At 61.0% G+C, this 19,110-nt stretch carries 16 protein-coding genes; 3 read left to right on the top strand and 13 right to left on the bottom strand.

Features of this window, described 5'->3' with window-relative positions; translation table 11 throughout:
• Nucleotides 1-698 precede the first annotated feature (698 nt).
• Nucleotides 699-1,934 (bottom strand): NAD(P)/FAD-dependent oxidoreductase, encoded by a 1,236-nt coding sequence (locus JF545_RS13350; RefSeq protein WP_206942813.1) that lies wholly within the window; start codon nucleotides 1,932-1,934, stop codon nucleotides 699-701.
• Between the two features lie 187 nt (nucleotides 1,935-2,121).
• Nucleotides 2,122-3,534 (bottom strand): sodium:solute symporter family protein, encoded by a 1,413-nt coding sequence (locus tag JF545_RS13355; RefSeq protein WP_206942815.1) that lies wholly within the window; start codon nucleotides 3,532-3,534, stop codon nucleotides 2,122-2,124.
• Nucleotides 3,535-3,808: 274 nt separating this feature from the next.
• Between JF545_RS13355 and JF545_RS13360 the strand changes: the two genes are divergently transcribed.
• A complete protein-coding gene (locus JF545_RS13360) occupies nucleotides 3,809-4,741 on the top strand; it encodes a LysR family transcriptional regulator (RefSeq protein ID WP_206942817.1) in 933 nt (310 codons plus the stop codon).
• Nucleotides 4,742-4,790: 49 nt separating this feature from the next.
• On the opposite strand, the gene JF545_RS13365 is transcribed toward JF545_RS13360, so the two are convergent.
• From JF545_RS13365 to xsc, 4 genes are all read right to left on the bottom strand, one after another.
• Nucleotides 4,791-5,489, bottom strand: coding sequence for an aspartate/glutamate racemase family protein (locus JF545_RS13365; RefSeq protein ID WP_206942819.1), 699 nt, complete (start codon nucleotides 5,487-5,489; stop codon nucleotides 4,791-4,793).
• A gap of 69 nt (nucleotides 5,490-5,558) precedes the next feature.
• Complete coding sequence (locus JF545_RS13370; protein ID WP_206942821.1) at nucleotides 5,559-6,344, bottom strand: TSUP family transporter; 786 nt, start codon at nucleotides 6,342-6,344, stop codon at nucleotides 5,559-5,561.
• Between the two features lie 28 nt (nucleotides 6,345-6,372).
• A complete protein-coding gene (pta, locus tag JF545_RS13375) occupies nucleotides 6,373-7,380 on the bottom strand; it encodes a phosphate acetyltransferase (RefSeq protein WP_206942823.1) in 1,008 nt (335 codons plus the stop codon).
• Nucleotides 7,381-7,537: 157 nt separating this feature from the next.
• Nucleotides 7,538-9,358, bottom strand: a complete 1,821-nt coding sequence (xsc, locus tag JF545_RS13380) for a sulfoacetaldehyde acetyltransferase (protein WP_242520864.1) — start codon at nucleotides 9,356-9,358, stop codon at nucleotides 7,538-7,540.
• Nucleotides 9,359-9,586: 228 nt separating this feature from the next.
• Here xsc and JF545_RS13385 point away from each other — a divergent pair, with 228 nt between their 5' ends.
• Entirely contained in the window at nucleotides 9,587-10,429 is an 843-nt protein-coding gene (locus JF545_RS13385; RefSeq protein WP_206942826.1) for an IclR family transcriptional regulator, read from the top strand.
• Nucleotides 10,430-10,513: 84 nt separating this feature from the next.
• On the opposite strand, the gene JF545_RS13390 is transcribed toward JF545_RS13385, so the two are convergent.
• Nucleotides 10,514-11,488: a hypothetical protein gene (locus tag JF545_RS13390; protein ID WP_206942828.1), complete on the bottom strand. Its 975-nt coding sequence runs from the start codon at nucleotides 11,486-11,488 to the stop codon at nucleotides 10,514-10,516.
• A 547-nt stretch (nucleotides 11,489-12,035) separates the two neighbouring features.
• On the opposite strand from JF545_RS13390, the gene JF545_RS13395 reads away from it, so the two are divergent.
• Nucleotides 12,036-13,163, top strand: coding sequence for an aminotransferase class V-fold PLP-dependent enzyme (locus JF545_RS13395; RefSeq protein WP_206942829.1), 1,128 nt, complete (start codon nucleotides 12,036-12,038; stop codon nucleotides 13,161-13,163).
• A gap of 212 nt (nucleotides 13,164-13,375) precedes the next feature.
• Here JF545_RS13395 and JF545_RS13400 read toward each other — a convergent pair whose 3' ends face one another.
• The 6 genes from JF545_RS13400 to cyoA form a co-directional block, all read right to left on the bottom strand.
• Nucleotides 13,376-13,981, bottom strand: a complete 606-nt coding sequence (locus tag JF545_RS13400; RefSeq protein WP_206942832.1) for a Yip1 family protein — start codon at nucleotides 13,979-13,981, stop codon at nucleotides 13,376-13,378.
• 260 nt (nucleotides 13,982-14,241) lie between these two features.
• The gene (cyoE, locus tag JF545_RS13405) at nucleotides 14,242-15,201 is read right to left on the bottom strand and encodes a heme o synthase (RefSeq protein ID WP_206942833.1); all 960 of its coding nucleotides are present in this window, start codon (nucleotides 15,199-15,201) and stop codon (nucleotides 14,242-14,244) included.
• Nucleotides 15,159-15,485: a cytochrome o ubiquinol oxidase subunit IV gene (cyoD, locus tag JF545_RS13410; protein WP_206942834.1), complete on the bottom strand. Its 327-nt coding sequence runs from the start codon at nucleotides 15,483-15,485 to the stop codon at nucleotides 15,159-15,161. The genes cyoE and cyoD overlap by 43 nt, the downstream gene beginning before the upstream one ends.
• A gap of 1 nt (nucleotide 15,486) precedes the next feature.
• The gene (gene cyoC / locus JF545_RS13415) at nucleotides 15,487-16,116 is read right to left on the bottom strand and encodes a cytochrome o ubiquinol oxidase subunit III (protein ID WP_206942836.1); all 630 of its coding nucleotides are present in this window, start codon (nucleotides 16,114-16,116) and stop codon (nucleotides 15,487-15,489) included.
• A 2-nt stretch (nucleotides 16,117-16,118) separates the two neighbouring features.
• Nucleotides 16,119-18,101, bottom strand: coding sequence for a cytochrome o ubiquinol oxidase subunit I (cyoB, locus tag JF545_RS13420; protein WP_206942838.1), 1,983 nt, complete (start codon nucleotides 18,099-18,101; stop codon nucleotides 16,119-16,121).
• Nucleotides 18,102-18,104: 3 nt separating this feature from the next.
• Nucleotides 18,105-19,094: a ubiquinol oxidase subunit II gene (gene cyoA, locus JF545_RS13425; protein WP_206942840.1), complete on the bottom strand. Its 990-nt coding sequence runs from the start codon at nucleotides 19,092-19,094 to the stop codon at nucleotides 18,105-18,107.
• Between the last annotated feature and the right edge of the window lie 16 nt (nucleotides 19,095-19,110).

A 19,110-nucleotide genomic window follows, 5' to 3' on the forward strand; every position in this document is an offset into this window, starting at 1 on the left:
CACAGAATTAAAATGCTTAGCATTACTCGACATGAGTTCAGCTTTTAACGTCTTTTCGTCTATGCAAGACGCACCAGCCATATACAGGCGATGTCTCACGCGTCATAGTTTCAACGTCGTAACCTGCCTCATCATGACAAATTGATCCTCTCACGACCTTGCTACCAACAGTCACGTAAAACCGTCATATAAATTATCTCCTAATACTTTAGTATCTTCCTCGCGATTTCACCCTCGAGTCATTCATAGACGTCTCGGGATTAACTTACTTGGTGATAGCGAGAGATGACCGCTTGGCTCTTCCCCCCGCCATTCGGCACCAAAGCCCTCGTACTAGACACATTTTGCAATGTTCGTGCGAGTAGCTCCCCGCAGATCCGCTTTATCCAGCCGGTACAAGCCTTGAGATCAGGTTCATGGATTGATCTACACCAACCATGCTGATGCGGACGTCAAGCGGGCAGCACTCTGTCCACAGGAGCTTATGGAGTGAATTCTCATCCATAAGCCTGCCCAGACGCCTGACTAGCCTTGAAATCGAAGCGCAGCGGAACAACAGGCGAATCACGTTCGAAGGCTACGGTCTACACTAACCTCCTCAGAACTTCGCCCAAGAGTATCGAACCCCGGCTACCGCGAAATTTCCCAGAAAAAATCTCTGTGTCCATCGACACTGCTCACGGAAACGAGCGCCCTCTCTAGAACCTCGCCGGTGACAGCCGTTGTGCGTAGTCAGGCAGCGGGCTGCCATCGATCATGGCGCGGATCAACTCACCGGTCTGGGCGGACAGGGTCAACCCCAGGTGAGCGTGCCCGTAGGCCAGATACAGCCCTTCCCTGCCGGCCACGGGACCGACCACCGGCAAACCATCCGGGGTGGAATGACGAACGCCCATCCAGCGCTCGCTCAGCGTCAGAGAGCGACCGAACATGGCGTCTCCCCACCCCTTCAGGCGGTCCCAGCGGCGCTGGTCGGCACGCCGTTCCGGCGCGGTAAACTCGGTGGTGCCCGCCAGGCGCACACCGCCCTCCATCGGTGTGGCGTAAAAATGGTGGGCCAGCCAGCCCGTAGGTCGTGTCAGCGAGACCGACGTGTCGAGCCGCACGTGGTAACCACGCTCGCTGACCACCGGCAGCGACATCCCCAGCCACTTCATCAACGCCTGGTTAGCCATGCCCGCGCACATGACCACCTGATCGGCATGGTGCTCCCCCAGCGTACTGACCAGACGCCACCCGCCATCGACACAAGGCGCCAGTCCCTCGATGCGCGCACGGTGCAATACCGCACCGGCGCGCTCCAGTCGGCGCCACAGGGTGCGACTGACGGTCAAGGGGTCCTTCAGGTGACGTGTGGAGGGAAAGAACAAGGCACCTTCCAGGCGCTCAGGGCTGAGCTCAGGCTCCAGGTCGCGAACGTCAGCGGCCGTCAGCGCGCGACAGTCGACGCCATCGGCCCGCTTGGCCTCAGCTGAGGCCTCGAGCGACCGAGACAGCGCATCCCCACGATACGCCAGCTGCAGGCAGCCGGTATCCGCGTACAGGCCCGGTGCGTCAAGCGATTCGAGCAAGCGGTGTTGCGCCTTGACGGCGTCCTGTATCAGCGCCACCAGATCCGCCTTGTGGCGGGCAAAGCGGGAGGGTGTGGCGGCCTGGATAAAACGCGGCCCAAAACTGGCCAGCCGCGACAGATAGCGGGGATCAATCGATAACGATGCGTCACGCCGGACCAGTTCCCTGGGCAGGGCCTTCAAGGTCTCGATACTGGCCATGGGCGAGGTCGCGTAGTTGGCAATCAGTCCTGCATTGCCAAGGGAGGTGCCCTCCCCCGGTGCTCCCGGATCGAAGAGCTGCACCTGGTAGCCGGCGTCAACGAGCGATCTCGTCACGGCCAGACCGACAATGCCTGCCCCCACAACGGCGATGGTGTTCATGCAATGTCTCCTTGGGGACACTGACGTCCGGCCCGTGGTTCAGGCCGGACGCGCGTAGCGTGGATAGCGGGGATTCAGTTATCGCGGTAGAAGCGCCAGGAGGCGATCCCCACCCCTACCGCGGTAAGGATGCTGACGGCACTGACGGCATACAGGGCAAGAGCGTACAGGGTCATGGGAGTCTCCTTTATTGAGTCTTGGCGACGACGGGAGCATCGGGAGCCGACCGGAACAGCTGGTAGACCAGTACAAACACCGAGACATTGGCGATGACACCGGCGATCAGAGCGGTCAAGCCAGTAGCCGCCTGCAGGTCAAAGGGCCCCCACTTCCACAGGATCGTGACCGACGCGCCCGCTAGCATCGCCGCCACAGCTGAGCGGGTGCAGCGCAAGTTGAACAGCACGGCGAACACGAACGGCAGCAGAATGGTCGGCGCCCACAGCGCATAGCTGAGCAGCAGCGCATCGATGATCGAGGTCGCGTACAGGGCGAACACTACCGCACCCAGGCCGATCAACAGGTTGACCAGACGCTCGATCCACAGCCGCTTCTGCTCACTGACCGTGGGCTCGATGAAGGGCTTGTAGATATCACTGACGAAGATCACTGCGGCGGAGTTCAGGTAGGAGTCGGCGGTCGACATCACCACCGCCAATAGCGATGCCAGTACCAGCCCTGTAATGCCCACCGGCAGGGCATCACGAATCAGCGTCGGCATGGCCTGATCAGGTGAGATCGTTGGATAGAGCACCAACGCCACCAGCCCGATGGTGGCACTGACCAGATAAAACAGGAAACCGAAGCCACCGGCCACCGAATAGCCGATACGTGCATGGCGGGAGTCCGGCGCCGACAGGGCTCGCTGGGTGTAGGGGGGAACCAGCGTTTCGCCCAGCAGGAAGGCAATGAAGATCGACAGGAACATGCCCAGCGAATAGTCACCCATCAGGCTGAAGTGGCCCTCCGGCAGGCGCTCGATCAATGCCTGAGGTCCCCCCAGGTCATGCAGCCCAATCAGCATGGTGACCGGCAGGAAGATCGCCAACATCAGAAATTGCACTACATCGGTCTGGATGACCGCCCACATTCCACCGATGGTGGAATACACCAGCACCACGGCCATGCCGATCAAGATACCAGTGGCAACGTCGATGCCGAGTATGGCGTTGAACACGGTGCCCACGGCCAGGGCCTGAGCCCCTAGAATGCCGACGCAGAACACCAGCGAGAAGATCCCGGTAAACAGGCGAGCACTGGCGCCAAAGTGCTGGGCCATGATGTCGCCAACCGTATGGGCATTGACGTAGCGCTTGAGCCTGGGCGCGATAAACAGTCCGGCAAGCACCGTGGCAATGGGAAACGCAGAAGCGGCGAACATGAAGGCATAGCCTTCATCAAAGGACTTGCCGGCACGGCCCATTGAGGCACCGCCACCAAGAAAGGACGCCGCCAAGGTGGCGAACAATACCGGCCAGATGATCTTGTTGCCGGCAACCGCAAAGTCAGCGCTGTCAGAGACTTTCTTGGCACTGCGATAGCCGATGTAGATCAGTATCGCGAAGTACAGCAGCAGTCCGCAGAGGTCGATCGGATTCATGCAACTACCCTCGTTATGGTTGTAGGGGGGTGGTGTCAGCTTCGACGACCCTTGTCCTAAAAACAACTTTGATCTACCTATGAACCTATAGATAAAACTTAGACCATATCGCGTGCACTTTAGCGGCCCTCGCCTCCCGCGGAAGAGCCCAAACCATGTCGCCGCGAACGACGCCCCAGACAGCACCGCAGACAGCAGTACAAGCGAAGCTACGTCGGCCCATGCCGCATCGCGGCGAAGCCTGTCCTCCACCACCCTACCCAGGAGTCCCTGAATGAAGCTGCGCTACCCTCTTCGTCAGCTGCAGATATTTCGCGAGGTCGTGCACACCGGCAGTCTCAGCAAGGCCGCACGACGACTCGATCTCAGCCAGCCGGCGGTGAGCTCCGCCATCGCCAACCTGGAGCAGGAGGCCGGCTTTCTGCTGTTCCGTCGCAATAACTACGGCACCGAGCTGACGCCGGAGGCTCGCTACCTGATGGAGGGCGTCGACAGGGTGCTGGCGTCGGTGTCACATCTGGACGAACTGGCCGAAGGTCTGCGTCAGGGCCGCGCCGGCAAGCTGATTGTCGGCTGCATGCCGGGGCTCTCACCGAGCGCCTTGCCCCAGATCATGGCGGACTATCTCAGTGACTTTCCCGATACGCGGCTGTCCCTGCAGACCTTCAGCTCAGGCAAGATTCGCGACTGGGTGGCCGAAGGCCAATTCGATGTGGGCGTCATTGAACGTCAGGATGATCTCAGTGACCTGGAGGTCAAGCATCTGACCCTGCGCATGCATCTGGCGGTACCGGCGAACAGCCCATTGGCCACCGCCACCGTGGTCGGGGCCAAGGACCTTGACGGGATGCCGCTGATCACCCTGGACGAGCACCACCAGAGCACGCTCAAGCTGAAGCAGGCACTACGCCAGGCCGATGCCCGCTGGCATGTCGCCGCCGAGACACACCTGTTTCCGTCTGCCATCAGCCTGGTGCGCGCTGGCATCGGTCATGCGCTGGTGGACCCGGTTTCTGCCGCGGGCTTCCTGCTGCGCCGGGACTGTGACGTGGCCATCGTGCCCTTCGAGCCGGCCATCGACCTGGAGATCGCCATCATCACCCCGCGCTTTCATCCAAGCTCCCGTCAATGCCAGCGCTTCCTGCCCTATCTCGAGAAGGGGCTGGCCCACTGGCATAAGCGCGCCCTGGCGCCCCTTCACGCCTGAGCAGGGGCACCGTGGCGTGCCGGAACGGTGCACACCGGGCTAAGCATATTCACCTGCTGCCGCCACAGGCCCGAATGACCAGATCGAGCGCCGGGACAATATCGTAGACCGGGCAGCGCGCCTCCCGGCGCACCACGTCCACAAAGGCGCTCAGGTCCGTGCACTCAAGCACGATGGCATCCAGCGTGACCTTGCGCATCAGCCGTCGCGTGGCAGTCGCGACCTCTTCCGCCATCGCCGCCATGTCGAGATCATCACGCTGTCCCTCAAGGATCACCTGCCGAAACTCGCTCCCGTCCTGGAGACCTTCAAGCGCGGGAAGAGACCCTTGCCAGCCCGCTCCCAGGAAATGTTGCGCCTTCAATGCCCCTGCGTCGGCCGTCAGCACCCCCACCCGCCCAAGGCCCCCGTGCACGACGGCAAGCCAGGGCAACAAGGTCAGGCTGGAGAGCACCACCGGCACCGACATTGCCTCGGCGACCTGAGCCTGATACCGCGCCATGAAGCCGCAGCTGCCCGCAATGGCGCACACCCCCTCCGCTTCCAGCTGGCGTGCCTGCTCAAGCAACAGGTCGCGCAAGGCGTCGCCGGGCGCGTGCAGCAGCCTGGGAATATCAACGCCCTCGAGCACGCGGTAGCGCACCGGATGGCGGAAGCTATCGGGATGGCGCAGGTGTCCCAGGGGCTTGGTAAAGGACGAATCCAGGCACAGCACCCCCAGCGGCGCCTCTTCTATATTGGCTCTCACAGGCCAGCTCCAGATGCATTCGATAGATGTATGGATGCCGTCGGCTCAGGGCAAAGCTCTGGCATCGATTCAGTACTGCCATAGCGCCATGGCGCCATCGATCACCAGCCCAGTGCCGATGATCATCAAGGTCAGCATCGCCACCCGCCGCAGCAGTTCAGCACTGCAGGGTGGTGGATAGCGGCGCCCTGCCCAGGTGGCCAGTGCCGCCGCTGGCAGGGTCCACAGCGCCAGCAGCCACACCTGAGCGTCGAGCCCGCCGCCGGCACCGACATACAGGGTGCGCACCCCGGAGGTCATGGCGAAACACGCGATCAACAGCAGACGAATCGTCTCGCGGGGCAACGGCTGGCGGTAGCAGTGGTAGATGACCGGCGGCCCCGGCATGCCGAACATGCCCCCCAGCAGACCCGTCATCGCACCGCTGACCGCGAAGCCGGCAGGAGCCGAGACCTGTGCGCGCGGACGGGGCCTGAGGCCAACGCTGAGACCTCCGTAAAACACCAGTGCCCCCAGCATCAGCATCAGTAGAGCTTCAGCGCTGACGCTCAGCCAGTTCAGCGCCCACACGCCAAGTCCGATGGACGGTACGATGCCAAGACCCAGCGCCAGCACGTGGCGCCCATCCAGGTGATGCAGTTTGCCAGGTAGCGCCACGGCACTGTTGACCAGGGTAATCAGGCTGACAACGGCCACCAGGGTGGCAACGCTGACAAGTTCCAGACCGCTGGCCACTCCGATGATGATCATGCCGATACCAAAGCCAGCCACGGTATGCAGGTAGCCGGCCAGCAAGGTGATCGATACCACCGCCGCAAGACTGGACAGCGCCATTCCCTCAGGTACCAGTGTCATCTACCCTCCTTGGCCGTCCCCATACCGTTTACGCTACCGACAGGCGCTGGGCCTGGACGGTGGTCACCGCAATGACGTTGACGATATCTTGCTCACTGCAGCCTCGCGACAGGTCGTTGGCAGGCCGCGACAGTCCCTGCAGCAGCGGCCCGATGGCCTCGGCCCCGCCGATGCGTTCCGCCAGCTTGTAGCCGATGTTGCCTGCCTCAAGGTCTGGAAAGATCAGCACATTGGCATTGCCCTTGACCTTGGACTCCGGCAACTTGCGCTCGGCGATCTCCGCCACGATGGCAGCATCGAGCTGCACGTCTTCATCGATGGCCAGGCTCGGGCGCGCCTGCTTGACCCGACGCGCCGCCTCGACAACCTTGTCCACCGCCGCATGATGGGCACTGCCACTGGTAGAAAAGGACAGCATCGCTACCCTGGCCGGCTCATCCAGCAGGGCTTCGGCGCTATCGGCAGCCGCCATGGCGATCTCGGACAGCGCCCCGGCATCCGGGTCCACCACCAAGCCGCAGTCAGAGAAGATCATGCCGCCCTTGAGGCTGTGGAACTCCTTGCACAGCATCATCAAGAAGAAGCTGGATACCAGGGTGGCGCCAGGGGCCATGCCGATCAACTGGATCGCGGCGCGAACCACATCGGCGGTGGTGTGGACGGCACCAGCCACGCTGCCGTCGGCAAGCCCGGCGCGCACCATCAGGTTGGCAAAGATCAACGGATCCCGCGCCCGTGTGGCGGCATCCTCAGGGGTCATGCCCTTCGCCCCTCGCAGCTCCAGCAGTAGCGCCACCAGGCGCTCGGTGTGCTCGGAATCCGCGGGGTCAATCAGCTCTATCGCATCCAGCTCAAGCCCTTCGGCTTCGGCCCGGGACTGGATGACCTTATGCTCGCCCACCAGCTGAATGCGCGCGTAGCCTGCTGCGCTCGCTGTCAGGGCGGCCCTCAGCACTCGGGGGTCATCGCCTTCGCACAAGACGATGCGTTTCGGGTCCTGCCGGGCCATCTCACGAATATGGTTCAGCGCTTTCATCGCAACCGCTCTCCCAGGGGTAAAGGGGTCGACAGACTCGGTCGTGGCGCATCACGAACATGAAAAAAAGCCCTGGCACCAGGCCAGGGCAATGTCGTCATACCGGACGAGAGAGTCTTGCTTGGCGATCAGACTCCAGGGTCCGCCGCCTCCGGTATCAGACGTAGTCCTGGTACTTCTCGAGCAGACGGACCGGCTTCTTCAAGGCGTCGCGGCGGAAGGGGTCGCCCAGCTCGCGGGTACACATGATCTCGATGATGCAGGTCTTGCCTTCATTCATCTGCATGTCGACCGCTTTCTTCAGGGCCGGGCCTACATCTTCCAGGCGATCCACGGTGATACCCTCGGCGCCCATGGCGCGGCCGATCTCGGCAAAGCTCTCGTTGTCGAGCTCACCGGCGACAAAGCGACGGTTATAGAAGTCGACCTGGTTCTTCTTCTCGGCACCCCACTGGCGGTTGTGGAACACCACGGCGGTCACCGGAATACCGTGACGCACGGCGGTCATGGTTTCCATCAGACTCATGCCCCAGGCGCCGTCACCGGCGTAGGCAATGGCCGGACGATGAGGCGCAGCGGTCTTGGCTCCGATGATAGTGGGCAGCGCATAGCCGCAGTTACCAAAACTCATGGGGGCAAAGAAGCTGCGTGGCTTCTCGAAGCGCAGGTAGCTGTGGGCCACCGAGTTGATGTTGCCGATGTCGGTGGAAACCATGACATCTTCCGGCATGGCCTTTTCCAGCTCACGCAGGACCTGACGCGGATGCAGATACTCGCCGCCGGAGAAAGGCTTCTCGTCCTTGGCTTCTTCGATGGCATCCAGGCTGAACGGATCACGCTCGTGGGTCCACTCGTCGAGCTCTTTCTCCCAGGCTTCCTTCTCGGCCTTGATCTTGGCCAGGCGCTCGTCCTTGGACGCATCGCAGGCCAGGTTGCGGCCTTCAAGGCGCTGGCTCAGCTCGATGGCAGCAGCCTTGGCATCGCCGCAAATGCCCACGGAGATCTTCTTCACCAGCCCCAGCATCTTGTGATCGGCATCGACCTGAATGATCTTGGCGTCCTTGGGCCAGTAGTCCATGCCATGCTGCGGCAAGGTGCCGAACGGGCCAAGGCGAGTGCCGAGGGCCAGCACCACGTCAGCCTGGGAGATCAGCTTCATGCCTGCCTTGGAGCCCTGATACCCGAGCGGACCACACCACTGCGGATGACTGGCCGGGAAGGAGTCGTTGTGCTGGTAGCTGTTGACCACCGGTGCGCCAAGACGCTCGGCCAGGGCCTTGCACTGTTCCACCGCGTCGGCCATGACCACACCGCCACCGGAGACGATTACCGGGAACTTGGCCTCGGCCAGCAGTGCAGCCGCCTCGTCCAGCGACTGGGCGCCACCGGGACCGCGGTCGATACGCCGGGGCTCGGGAATCTCGGCCTCGATCTCGCCATAGAAATAGTCCCGCGGAATATTCAGCTGGGTCGGGCCAATTTCGGCCATGGCGCGATCGAAGCAGCGACCGGTGTACTCGGCCATGCGCGCAGGATGGGTCACATGGCCCTGGTACTTGGTGAACTCCTGGAACATCGGCAGCTGGTTGCACTCCTGGAATCCGCCCAGGCCGATACCGGTGGTGCCGGTTTCCGGGGTGATCATGACCACCGGGCTATGTGCCCAGTAAGCCGCCGCGATGCCCGTCACGCAGTTGGAAATACCGGGACCGTTCTGGCCGATGACCACGCCGTGGCGTCCAGAAACGCGAGCATAGCCGTCAGCCATATGGGCGGCACCCTGCTCGTGCACCACCGGAACCAGACGGATCCCGGCCGGGGCAAAGATATCCATGGCGTCCATGAAGGCCGAGCCCATGATGCCGAACATGTCGGTCACGTCGTTGGCAACGAGGGTTTCGACGAAGGCTTCCGAGGGCGTCATCTTCTGCTTGCCCTTCACAACCTGGCGGTTTTGGGTGTTGTCGTTGTGACTCATGGAGCTCCTCCAGGGAACAGAATGGGTGCTGGCGGCCTTGGCGGCCTGTGTCTTGGCTCGAGGCTCTGGATAGCCAAATCAAGCTTTTCGATACGATAAGTTCCGTTTTCTAGAACTTGAGGCAAAGGTAGCCGCCGAGTGGTGAGGAGTCAACACGAATTTCAAAAAACGGTACGAATTGCGTTCTTTTCAGAAACAGATAAACTTCACGGCATAGGGAGGCCAGCCATGACCACACTCGGCGTCGACACGCGCATCATTGAAGGCGATACCCCGGCTCAGCGCCTGCTGGCACTGCTCGAGGTCATCGCGGAAAAAGACCAGTACTTCACTCTGCAAAGCCTGGTAGATGAAACAGGTCTGCCCAAGCCGACGCTGCATCGCATGCTTCAGCAGCTGGAGAACTCCGGCATGTTGCAGCGGGAGGCAGACAACCGTCACTACAGCAAGGGCTCTCGCCTACGCCGTCTGGCCGAAACGCTGCTGCTGAACGACACGGTCCAGGGGGCTCGCCACGGGGTGCTGGCCGAGCTGGTAAGGGAGGTGGGAGAAAGCTGTAACATCACCGCCTTGTCCGGCAGCGAGGTGCTCTACCTGGATCGCGTCGAGACCTCTGCACCGCTGCGTTTCTACCTGCATCCAGGTTCACGAGTGCCGGCCCACTGCTCTGCCAGCGGCAAGCTGTTTCTGGCCCAGATGGGCGCATCCCAGCGACGGCGTCTGCTGGCCGATGCCACCCTAGAGGCCTTCACCCGTAACACCCTGACGGACATCGATGCCATCGAAGCCGAAATCGAACAGGTCAAGCGTGACGGCTACGCCTTCGATGATGAGGAGTTTCTTCCAGGTCTGCTGTGCATCGCGGTGCTTGCCCCGAACCCGGCCGGGGTCTCCAATGTGGGATTGGCCATTCAGGCCCCGGTCATGCGTATGGACCGCCAGCGTGCTCTGGACTGCCTTCCCGCCCTGGAGCGCGCCGCCGCCGCCATTGCCCGCATCAATCAGGGCGCCTTGCCGGAGTCGGACGCCACCGGCGAGGACACCACAGAGCACCGACAACCGATAGCCTGATGGTGAGCGAAGTCGGCTTTGGACAAGCCCGCCAGCAAGACGCTGGACACCCTAGATGGTGCCCAGCGTTGTGGGGCTAAGGCGTCAGTTGAAGAAGAAACTGACACAGCGAACAAAGCTGCTGCCGCCGCCGGTCACGCAGCGATGGCGAATCCAGCGATCGCGCTTGGACAAGCCTTCGTAACGGGTCCACTGCCAGTACCCTGAAGCAAGATGCCAGGTATGCAAGTGCCTCCAGTTGCCGAAGGCATTCTTGTAATAGTGCAGGGTGGCTGCCGGTCCGTGGCATGCGCTGGTGACGCCGACAGAGTTGCGGCGCTTGTGATTGGAAGTCCAGCGATCCCGGTGATAGTAATGGGCAGCGGGATCGCACCACCACCAGGTATTACTGGGAAACGACACCGTTTCGCAGTTGTGGTTGCGAAACAGGTCATAGCCATCCCCGGGCACGCAGTAGGCCTGCCCGGGGCCGCCCCCCGAGGAGGGGCCGGCCCGGGCGATGTCCGGCGCAATCCCCAGTTCATCCAGGTCCACCTCGATGGCGTCCTCGACCCTCTCCACCGTGCGATGCTTGAACGCCTTGCGCTCTACCGCAGGATTCAGCTCCAGCAGCATGTCGGGTACCGGGGCATCCTTGGGGGCAAGTCGCAGATAAAGTTCCAGGGCCGTCACGTCCCTCTCGGCAGCGAAGGTCGCGCCGGTGGCACGGTCGAGCTGTCCCAGCTCGCGCATGCCTACTTCAGGTTCCTTGCTGTCACCGCGCACCCCGACAAACTCGATGGTGTTGCCGTTACTCAGCTCGACACGAGCCAGCGGCATGACGTCGGGTGATGCGCCGACCAGCGGCGCTCCGTCAGGTCCCAGCCCTGCGGCCGCCAGATCTTCAGGCGGCGTTGCTCCCTGCAGGCCCTGTTCGCCCGACGATGTCTGCTCGCCCATCTTGGCCAGCAGCCTTGTCGCCTGCTCAGGGTTTCGCCGTCCCCACTCCACCCATTGTCGTTCCAGCGCCTCCCACGACGGATCGCCATGGTCACAGGCGCATGTCAGTGTCTCGTTCATGATCGACATCCTCGATCTGATGCGTCCACTTCATCGGCATCGTCATGCTTTTCAGCGGTGCCGACGATCCTGGTCTTGCGCAGGCCAAAGGAGGAATACGCACCAAGCGAAAAGGACGAGCTCTTCGGGCCATCGCCATCGCAATGTGGGTGACGCTTGTGGGGCCGCCGCTGGACTCACGCTCATTCCCGCTCAACCCCGCTCATCCCCCTCCACGGCCTCATTGAGCATGATCAAAGTTTGCTTTGGTCGCCAGCCGCACCCTGCCCAGTGCCCGGCCCCGAACGGCGAAGCAGCTGATAACTGGACGGAAATCCCTGCTAGACCGATAGGCAGAATAAAAAGCACGGGATGGAATAACCGTGCCTGAATCACTGCGCACGGTCGGTCGCCATGGGCCTCTGTGGTGCCTGTGGCCACTGGTCGTCGACCCGCTTTGACCGTATGCTGTGAAGAATAATGAGCACCGGAGCATCGTCGACCGGTGCCGCTACCGCGGGCTCCCTGCGCCCCGGCTTGTTCAACGCCCACTCAAAGGATGTGCCTCATGCCTGGCCTGCTCCCAGACGTCGATCCCGATGGCCTGCTGGAATTTTCCGTGGTCTACACCGACCGCGCCCTGAACCATATGTCGCAGAGTTTTCAAGGCGTGATGCGCGACATCTCGACCACCTTGAAACAGGTATACAACGCGCATAGCGCCGTGATTGTGCCCGGTAGCGGGACCTTCGGCATGGAAGCGGTGGCACGCCAGTTTGCCCAGAACCGCAGCGCTCTGGTGCTCCGCAATGGCTGGTTCAGCTATCGCTGGCATCAGATCCTGGAGATGGGCAACATCCCGGCAGAGCTCAACGTGCAAAAGGCCCGCCGCCTCGACGACAACGACCCTACCTCACCGTTTGCACCGGCCCCGATCGAAGATGTCGAGCAAGCCATCGAGCGGATGCAGCCCGATATCGTCTTCGCACCACACGTGGAAACATCATCAGGCATGATCCTGCCGGATGACTACATTCGACGCGTCGCCGACGCGGTGCACGCCTACGGCGGCCTGATGGTGCTGGACTGCATCGCCTCTGGAACGGTGTGGGTGGATATGGAAGCCACCGGGGTCGACCTGCTCATCAGCGCGCCTCAAAAGGGCTGGAGTGGCTCCCCCTGCTGCGCCATGGTCATGCTCTCTGCCCAGGCGCGGGAAATCATCGAGGAGACCCAGAGCACCAGCTTTGCGGCAGACCTGAAGAAATGGCTGACCATCATGGAGGCCTACGAAAAAGGCGGCCATGCCTACCACGCCACCATGCCGACGGACAGCCTGCGAGGCCTGCGCGAGATCATGCGCGAGACCGACGCCTATGGCTACGACAAGGTCAAGCAAGAACAGTGGGCCCTGGGCAAGAGCGTTCGCGCGCTGCTGGCCGAGTATGGTTTCAAGAGTGTTGCTGCCAACGGCTTCGAGGCTCCCGGCGTCGTCGTCTGCTATCACGATGACCCGGCCCTGGTCAGTAAATTTGCCGGCGCTGGCCTTCAGGTAGCGGCTGGCGTGCCTCTGATGTGCGATGAAGGCGACGACTTCCAGACCTTCCGTATCGGCCTGTTTGGCCTCGACAAGCTGCACCGGCCCGAGCGCAGCATCGCCAGCCTGCGGCAGGCCCTCGACAGCATCAAGGGATAGGGCTTGGCCCACGGGTCAGCCATCGCTCATCTTTTGGCTTTCCCGACAGGACAACGCAAGAGGGCAACGTAATAGGGCAACGCAAGAGGGCAACGTAATAGGGCAACGCAAGAGGGCAACGTAATAGGGCAACGCAAGAGGGCGACGCCGCCGCGTCGCCCTCTTGATGCTGCTCTCTATTGTGCTCACTGCGGTCTTGCACGGGTCGACTCTCAGCCGATCAACGACAGGATGATGCGCTCGCCGTAGCCCCACAGCAGTACTGTCATGCCAAGCAGCGCTTCCAGCACCAGCACACCGACGGCGAGGGTGGTGCTCGAGACCACGAAGCCTTCCTTCCGGCTGATGTCGAGAAAGGAGGGAATCCCCAGATACAGCAGATAGGCGGTGTAACACAGGCCAATCACCCCGGCCAACAGACACAGCCAGATGATCGGATAGACCGCGACGATACCGCTCAGGAACATCGGTGTCGCCACATAGCCGGCAAAGATGATGCACTGGCTTTGGCTTGGGGTCTTGGGAAAGCGCTTGGCCGAGTAGCGTATCGTCTTGCCGACGATGTACACCGCCGCCAGTATCACGATGTAGAACGCGATACCCGCCCCCAACGCATCCAGGTAACTGAGCTTGATGGTGGTCCCACCTCCAAGACTCCAACCCACCTGCGTCGTACCAATGTACGAACAGATCACCGGTATGGCGGCCAGCAACAGGACGTGATGCGCATACAGATGCGTTATCGTCTCCCTCTCTTCTTTGATCTGTCTCCATTCGCGATTCGGATGGGCCATCAATCCCCAGACATGTGTCAGCATACTGACTCCCCCCTGCTACCGCTGAAATGAGCCCCGGCATCGGTGCTCGATCCACGGGTCTCCGTTGTCCATAACTTGCAGTATAGAACCGAATTTTCGGTTCGCTACCCGATCAACGGTACATCCTGTACACATACTGTACAAGTTGTGGCTAATATTTTTCTTCTTCCATCAACGACAATGCCCCGCATCACTGATGTGATGCGGGGCATTGAGACGTACATAAGGACCGGTGTCAGCCCTTGGCTCAGAGGATCGCTCTAGCCAGCCAGCGAGGTCCACATGGGCGTGCTGGGCATCAGCGTGGCGTCCAGTGACATCATCAGACTCAGCGCCGTGATGGTCAGGATCGAGATGCCGAACACCTGCCTGGCCCAGCGCACGTTGTCGTCCGTGCGGTAGCCCTTGGCCGCGATATACAGCCAATAGACCCCCAGCACCAGTGCCACGATGAAGTAGCCAGGCCCGGCATAGCCGGCAAGACTCAACGACAGCGCCGCGCCGATGAACGCCAGGATATAGCCAAGAATGTGGTGCTTGGCTGTGCCGATACCGCGAACTACCGGCAGTACCGGAATATTGGCCGCCTTGTAGTCTTCCATGCGGAAGATCGCAATCGCATAGGAATGCGGCATCTGCCACAGGCTGAAGATCACCAGCAGCGTCAGGGCGCCGGTATCGAAGCTACCGGTCACCGCGCAGTAGCCCACGACCGGTGGTACGGCCCCGGACAGGCTGCCGACCAGGGTGCCGAATTCCGAATTACGCTTCATGTAGAGGCTGTACGCTCCTACATAGATAACGAAGCCGAAAGCGGCAAGACCGACCGTCAGCGCATTGGTCCCCAACGCCAGCAGGCCGAACCCGGCCAGACCCAGCAAGGTGGCAAAACGCAGCGTGGCCGCCTCGCTCACCCGCCCCTGAACCAGGGGTCGGGTGCGGGTGCGCTCCATCAAGGCGTCGATGTCCTTGTCGATAACGTTGTTGTAGGCACAGCCCGAGGCAATGACCAGGGCCAGGCCCAGCAACGCTGACAGAAACACCACCACATCGAACTGGCCCTGGGCGGCCAGGAAGTAGCCGCCCAGTACCGAGATCACGTTGCCGCCGATAATGCCCGGCTTGGTGATCGTGAGGTAGTCCTTAAGAGTGTCCCTGAACATCATGGGTGTCGGCGTCAGCCGATCATCATGTTGTGATGCAGGTGGTACATGATCCATAGGGAACCTCCGATGACCAGAACCAGGATCGCCACGGTGAAGACGAAGGACATGAAGTTCCAGCCTTCATCGGCCTTGGTGTTCATGTGCATGAACAGCACGAGCTGCACCAGCACCTGAGCCACCGCGGTACCGACGATCAGGATCAGGGTCGCCCCGGTGTCGAAAGCACCGGTCATCACCGCCCCGAAGGGGATGATAGTCAGCACGATGGACAGGATCAGGCCAATCACATAGGACTTGACGCTGCCATGGCTGTGATGGTCGTTGGCGTGTCCGCTCATATCACAGGACTCCCATCAGGTAGACGAAGGAGAAGACGCAGATCCAGACGATATCCAGGAAGTGCCAGAACAGGCTCAAGCACATGATGCGCGGGCGCACCATATCGTCGAGACCGCGCTGCTTCACCTGAATCAGCATCACCAGAATCCAGATCAGACCAAAGGTCACGTGCAGACCGTGGGTACCGACCAGGGTGAAGAAGGCGGACAGGAAGCCCGACCGATCAGGACCGTAGCCGATATGGATCAGGTGAGCGAACTCGTAGATCTCCATGCCTACGAAGGCCGCGCCCAGCAGGAAGGTGATCCCCAGCCACTTCAGCACTTTCTGGGTCTGGTTGGCGTTCATGGCCAGTACGGCCATGCCGTACGTGAAGCTCGAGAACAGCAGCAGGAAGGTTTCGACCAGAATGAACGGGAGTTCGAAGATCTCGCCCGGCGTCGGACCATCCGCCGTGCCCCGAAGGAGCACGGCATAAGTGGCGAACAGTGATCCGAAGATCACCAGGTCGCTCATCAGGTAGACCCAGAAACCGAAGACCTTGGTGCCCGCGGCATCGTGATGATCGTGGTCGTGATCATGGTCATGCCCGGAGGCATGACCTTGCTGATTGAGTGTATCGGTAGCCATGGTTATGCCTGCATCTCCACACGGTTCTGGTGTTCGCGCTCAATACGCTCGACTTCCGCAGCGGGCACGTAATAGTCGACGTCAGTGTTGAAGACACGCGCGATGAAGGTAGCGAACATGCCCAGTGCGGCCACGATGGCCAGCCACCAGATATGCCACACCAGAGCGAAGCCGAAGACCGCGGAAATCAGACCGATCACCGGACCTTCCCAGGTGTACTTGGGCATGTGAATGTCCTTGTACGGCCCTTTGGACACGCCAGCCTTGCCACCGTTGGCCTGCTTCTGGTTCCAGAAGTCATCGATGTCCTTGATCTCCGGCAGATGCGCGAAGTTGTAGAACGGCGCCGGAGAGGAAGTTGCCCACTCCAGGGTACGCGCGTCCCAAGGATCCCCGGTGACGTCCTGGTTCTTCTTGCGATCACGGATGCTGACGTAGAACTGGATCACGGTGCAGGCAATGCCACACAGGATCAGCACGGCGCCGACCCAGGCGATGATCATCCAGGGCTGCCAGGCACCATTGTCATAGGACTGCATGCGACGCACGGCGCCGAAGAAGCTCAGCACGTACAGCGGCATGAAGGCGACATAGAAGCCGGTAATCCAGAACCAGAAGGAGCGCTTGCCCCACTTCTCGTCGAGCATGAAGCCGAAGGCCTTCGGGAACCAGTAGGTCAGACCCGCCAGCATACCGAACACCACGCCACCGATGATGACGTTGTGGAAGTGCGCGATAACGAAAAGGCTGTTGTGCAGCACAAAGTTGGCCGCAGGCACCGACAGCATCACACCGGTCATGCCACCCAGGGTAAAGGTGATGATGAAGCCGATGGTCCACAGCACCGGGGAGGTGAACTCCAGGCGACCGCGGTACATGGTGAACAGCCAGTTGAACACCTTCACCCCTGTGGGGATGGCGATGATCATCGTCATGATGCCAAAGAAGGCGTTGACGTTGGCCCCTGCTCCCATGGTGAAGAAGTGGTGCAGCCAAACGATGAACGACAGGAAGGTGATGGCGATGGTTGCCCACACCATGGTGCCGTATCCAAACAGACGCTTGCGCGCAAAGGTCGCGATCACCTCGGAGAACACACCGAAGGCCGGCAGGATAAGGATGTACACCTCAGGATGGCCCCAGGCCCAGATGAGGTTGACGTACATCATCATGTTGCCGCCAAAGTCGTTCGTGAAGAAGTGCGTCCCCAGGTAACGATCCAGCGTCAGCATCGCGATGGTGGCGGTCAGAATCGGGAAAGACGCGATGATCAGCACGTTGGCGCACAGCGACGTCCAGGTGAAGATGGGCATACGGAACAGGGTCATGCCCTTGGTACGCATCTTCAGGATGGTGACGAAGAAGTTGATGCCCGTCAGGGTCGTGCCGATCCCGGATATCTGCAATGCCCATATCCAGTAATCCACGCCGACGCTTGGACTGTACTCTATCCCCGATAATGGCGCGTAGGCCAACCACCCGGTCGCGGCAAACTCACCCACCACCAGCGATACGTTGACCAGAATGACGCCGGCAACGAACAGCCAGAAGCTGAGGTTGTTCAGGAACGGGAAGGCCACGTCGCGAGCACCGATCTGCAGCGGCACCACCAGGTTCATCAGGCCGATGACCATGGGCATGGCGACGAAGAAGATCATGATCACACCATGCGCGGTGAAGATCTGATCATAGTGGTCAGGCGGTAGATACCCCTCGGCCCCGGCAGATGCCATGGCCAGCTGGGTCCGCATCATGATGGCGTCGGCGAAGCCGCGAATCAGCATCACCAGGGCCACCAGGAAATACATGATGCCCAGTTTCTTGTGGTCGACGGAGGTGATCCATTCGCGCCACAGATAGCCCCACTTCTTGAAGTAGGTCAGACCGCCCACGACGGCAATGCCGCCCAGAGCAATACCGATCGCCACCACCATGATGATGGGTTCCTGGATCGGAATCGAATCTAACGTCAGTTTTCCAAACATGATTTACTCCGCTGCCTCCGCGCTGCTGGACTCACCATGCGACTCGCCATGGGACTCGTCCTCATCGCCGTGACCACCTGCGCCATGACCATGAACAACGCCGCCGTAGGTCTCGACGAACTCGGCGTGCTTGCCGCCCGCCAGGAAGCTCTTGATGATGCGCTCGTAGAGCGCCGGGGTGATCTCGGAGAAGTACTCGACCTCGTTGTCCTCGCTGGGCGTGGCCAGGTCGTAGTATTCCTCTGGGAAGGTCAGCGTCTGAGAGGATGAACGTACCTTCTCGACCCACTCCTCGAAGTCTGCTTCAGAGCCCACGTGGGCATCGAAGGTCATCCCGGAGAAACCTGCACCACTGTAGTTGGTGGAGCGGCCGGGGTAGACGCCCTGCTCTTCGGCGATCAGGTGGACATCGTTATCCATACCCGCCATGGCATAGATCTGACTGCCCAGGCGCGGAATGAAGAAGGCATTCATCACCGAACCCGACGTCACCCGGAAGCGCACGGGGGTATCTTCGGGGAAGGCCAGCTCATTGACCGTGGCAATGCCCTGCTCCGGATAGATGAACAGCCATTTCCAGTCCAGCGATACTGCCTGGATTTCCATGGGTTCATTCTGACCTTCCTTGGCCTCAAGGGTCTTGTGCGGGTCGAGGCTATGGGAGGTGTACCAGGTCAGCAGCGCCAGGAAGACGATGATGACGCAGGGAATAAACCAGACGATGGCCTCAATCTTGGTGGAATGAGCCCAGTCCGGTGAATAGGTGGCATCGGTGTTGCCACGGCGGTAACGCCAGGCAAACCAAAGAGTGAGTACGATGACCGGAATCACCACGATCTGCATCAGACCGAAGGCGGTGAGGATCAAGGTACGCTGTTCACGGCCGATCTCCCCTTTCGGGTCGAGCAGCGCCGACTCACAGCCCGCCAACAGCAGGGGCAGCGCCAGCAACAGCACTAGGCCGAGCACGCGCAGGTACGACTTTCTTCTCATGTAGCAACCTCGTCAG

Origin of the sequence: Halomonas litopenaei, assembly GCF_017303055.1 — a bacterium.
In the GTDB taxonomy this organism is placed as follows: Bacteria; Pseudomonadota; Gammaproteobacteria; order Pseudomonadales; family Halomonadaceae; genus Halomonas; species Halomonas litopenaei_A.

Bases quoted from the DNA above. Each gene is read 5' to 3' on its own strand.
- pta (WP_206942823.1), bottom strand. From the start codon at position 7,380: ATGAAAGCGCTGAACCATATTCGTGAGATGGCCCGGCAGGACCCGAAA.
- cyoD (WP_206942834.1), bottom strand. From the start codon at position 15,485: ATGAGCGGACACGCCAACGACCATCACAGCCATGGCAGCGTCAAGTCC.
- cyoE (WP_206942833.1), bottom strand. From the start codon at position 15,201: ATGGATCATGTACCACCTGCATCACAACATGATGATCGGCTGACGCCG.
- JF545_RS13395 (WP_206942829.1), top strand. From the start codon at position 12,036: ATGCCTGGCCTGCTCCCAGACGTCGATCCCGATGGCCTGCTGGAATTT.
- cyoC (WP_206942836.1), bottom strand. From the start codon at position 16,116: ATGGCTACCGATACACTCAATCAGCAAGGTCATGCCTCCGGGCATGAC.
- JF545_RS13350 (WP_206942813.1), bottom strand. From the start codon at position 1,934: ATGAACACCATCGCCGTTGTGGGGGCAGGCATTGTCGGTCTGGCCGTG.
- cyoA (WP_206942840.1), bottom strand. From the start codon at position 19,094: ATGAGAAGAAAGTCGTACCTGCGCGTGCTCGGCCTAGTGCTGTTGCTG.
- JF545_RS13360 (WP_206942817.1), top strand. From the start codon at position 3,809: ATGAAGCTGCGCTACCCTCTTCGTCAGCTGCAGATATTTCGCGAGGTC.
- JF545_RS13385 (WP_206942826.1), top strand. From the start codon at position 9,587: ATGACCACACTCGGCGTCGACACGCGCATCATTGAAGGCGATACCCCG.
- xsc (WP_242520864.1), bottom strand. From the start codon at position 9,358: ATGAGTCACAACGACAACACCCAAAACCGCCAGGTTGTGAAGGGCAAG.
- JF545_RS13355 (WP_206942815.1), bottom strand. From the start codon at position 3,534: ATGAATCCGATCGACCTCTGCGGACTGCTGCTGTACTTCGCGATACTG.
- JF545_RS13390 (WP_206942828.1), bottom strand. From the start codon at position 11,488: ATGAACGAGACACTGACATGCGCCTGTGACCATGGCGATCCGTCGTGG.
- JF545_RS13400 (WP_206942832.1), bottom strand. From the start codon at position 13,981: ATGCTGACACATGTCTGGGGATTGATGGCCCATCCGAATCGCGAATGG.
- JF545_RS13370 (WP_206942821.1), bottom strand. From the start codon at position 6,344: ATGACACTGGTACCTGAGGGAATGGCGCTGTCCAGTCTTGCGGCGGTG.
- cyoB (WP_206942838.1), bottom strand. From the start codon at position 18,101: ATGTTTGGAAAACTGACGTTAGATTCGATTCCGATCCAGGAACCCATC.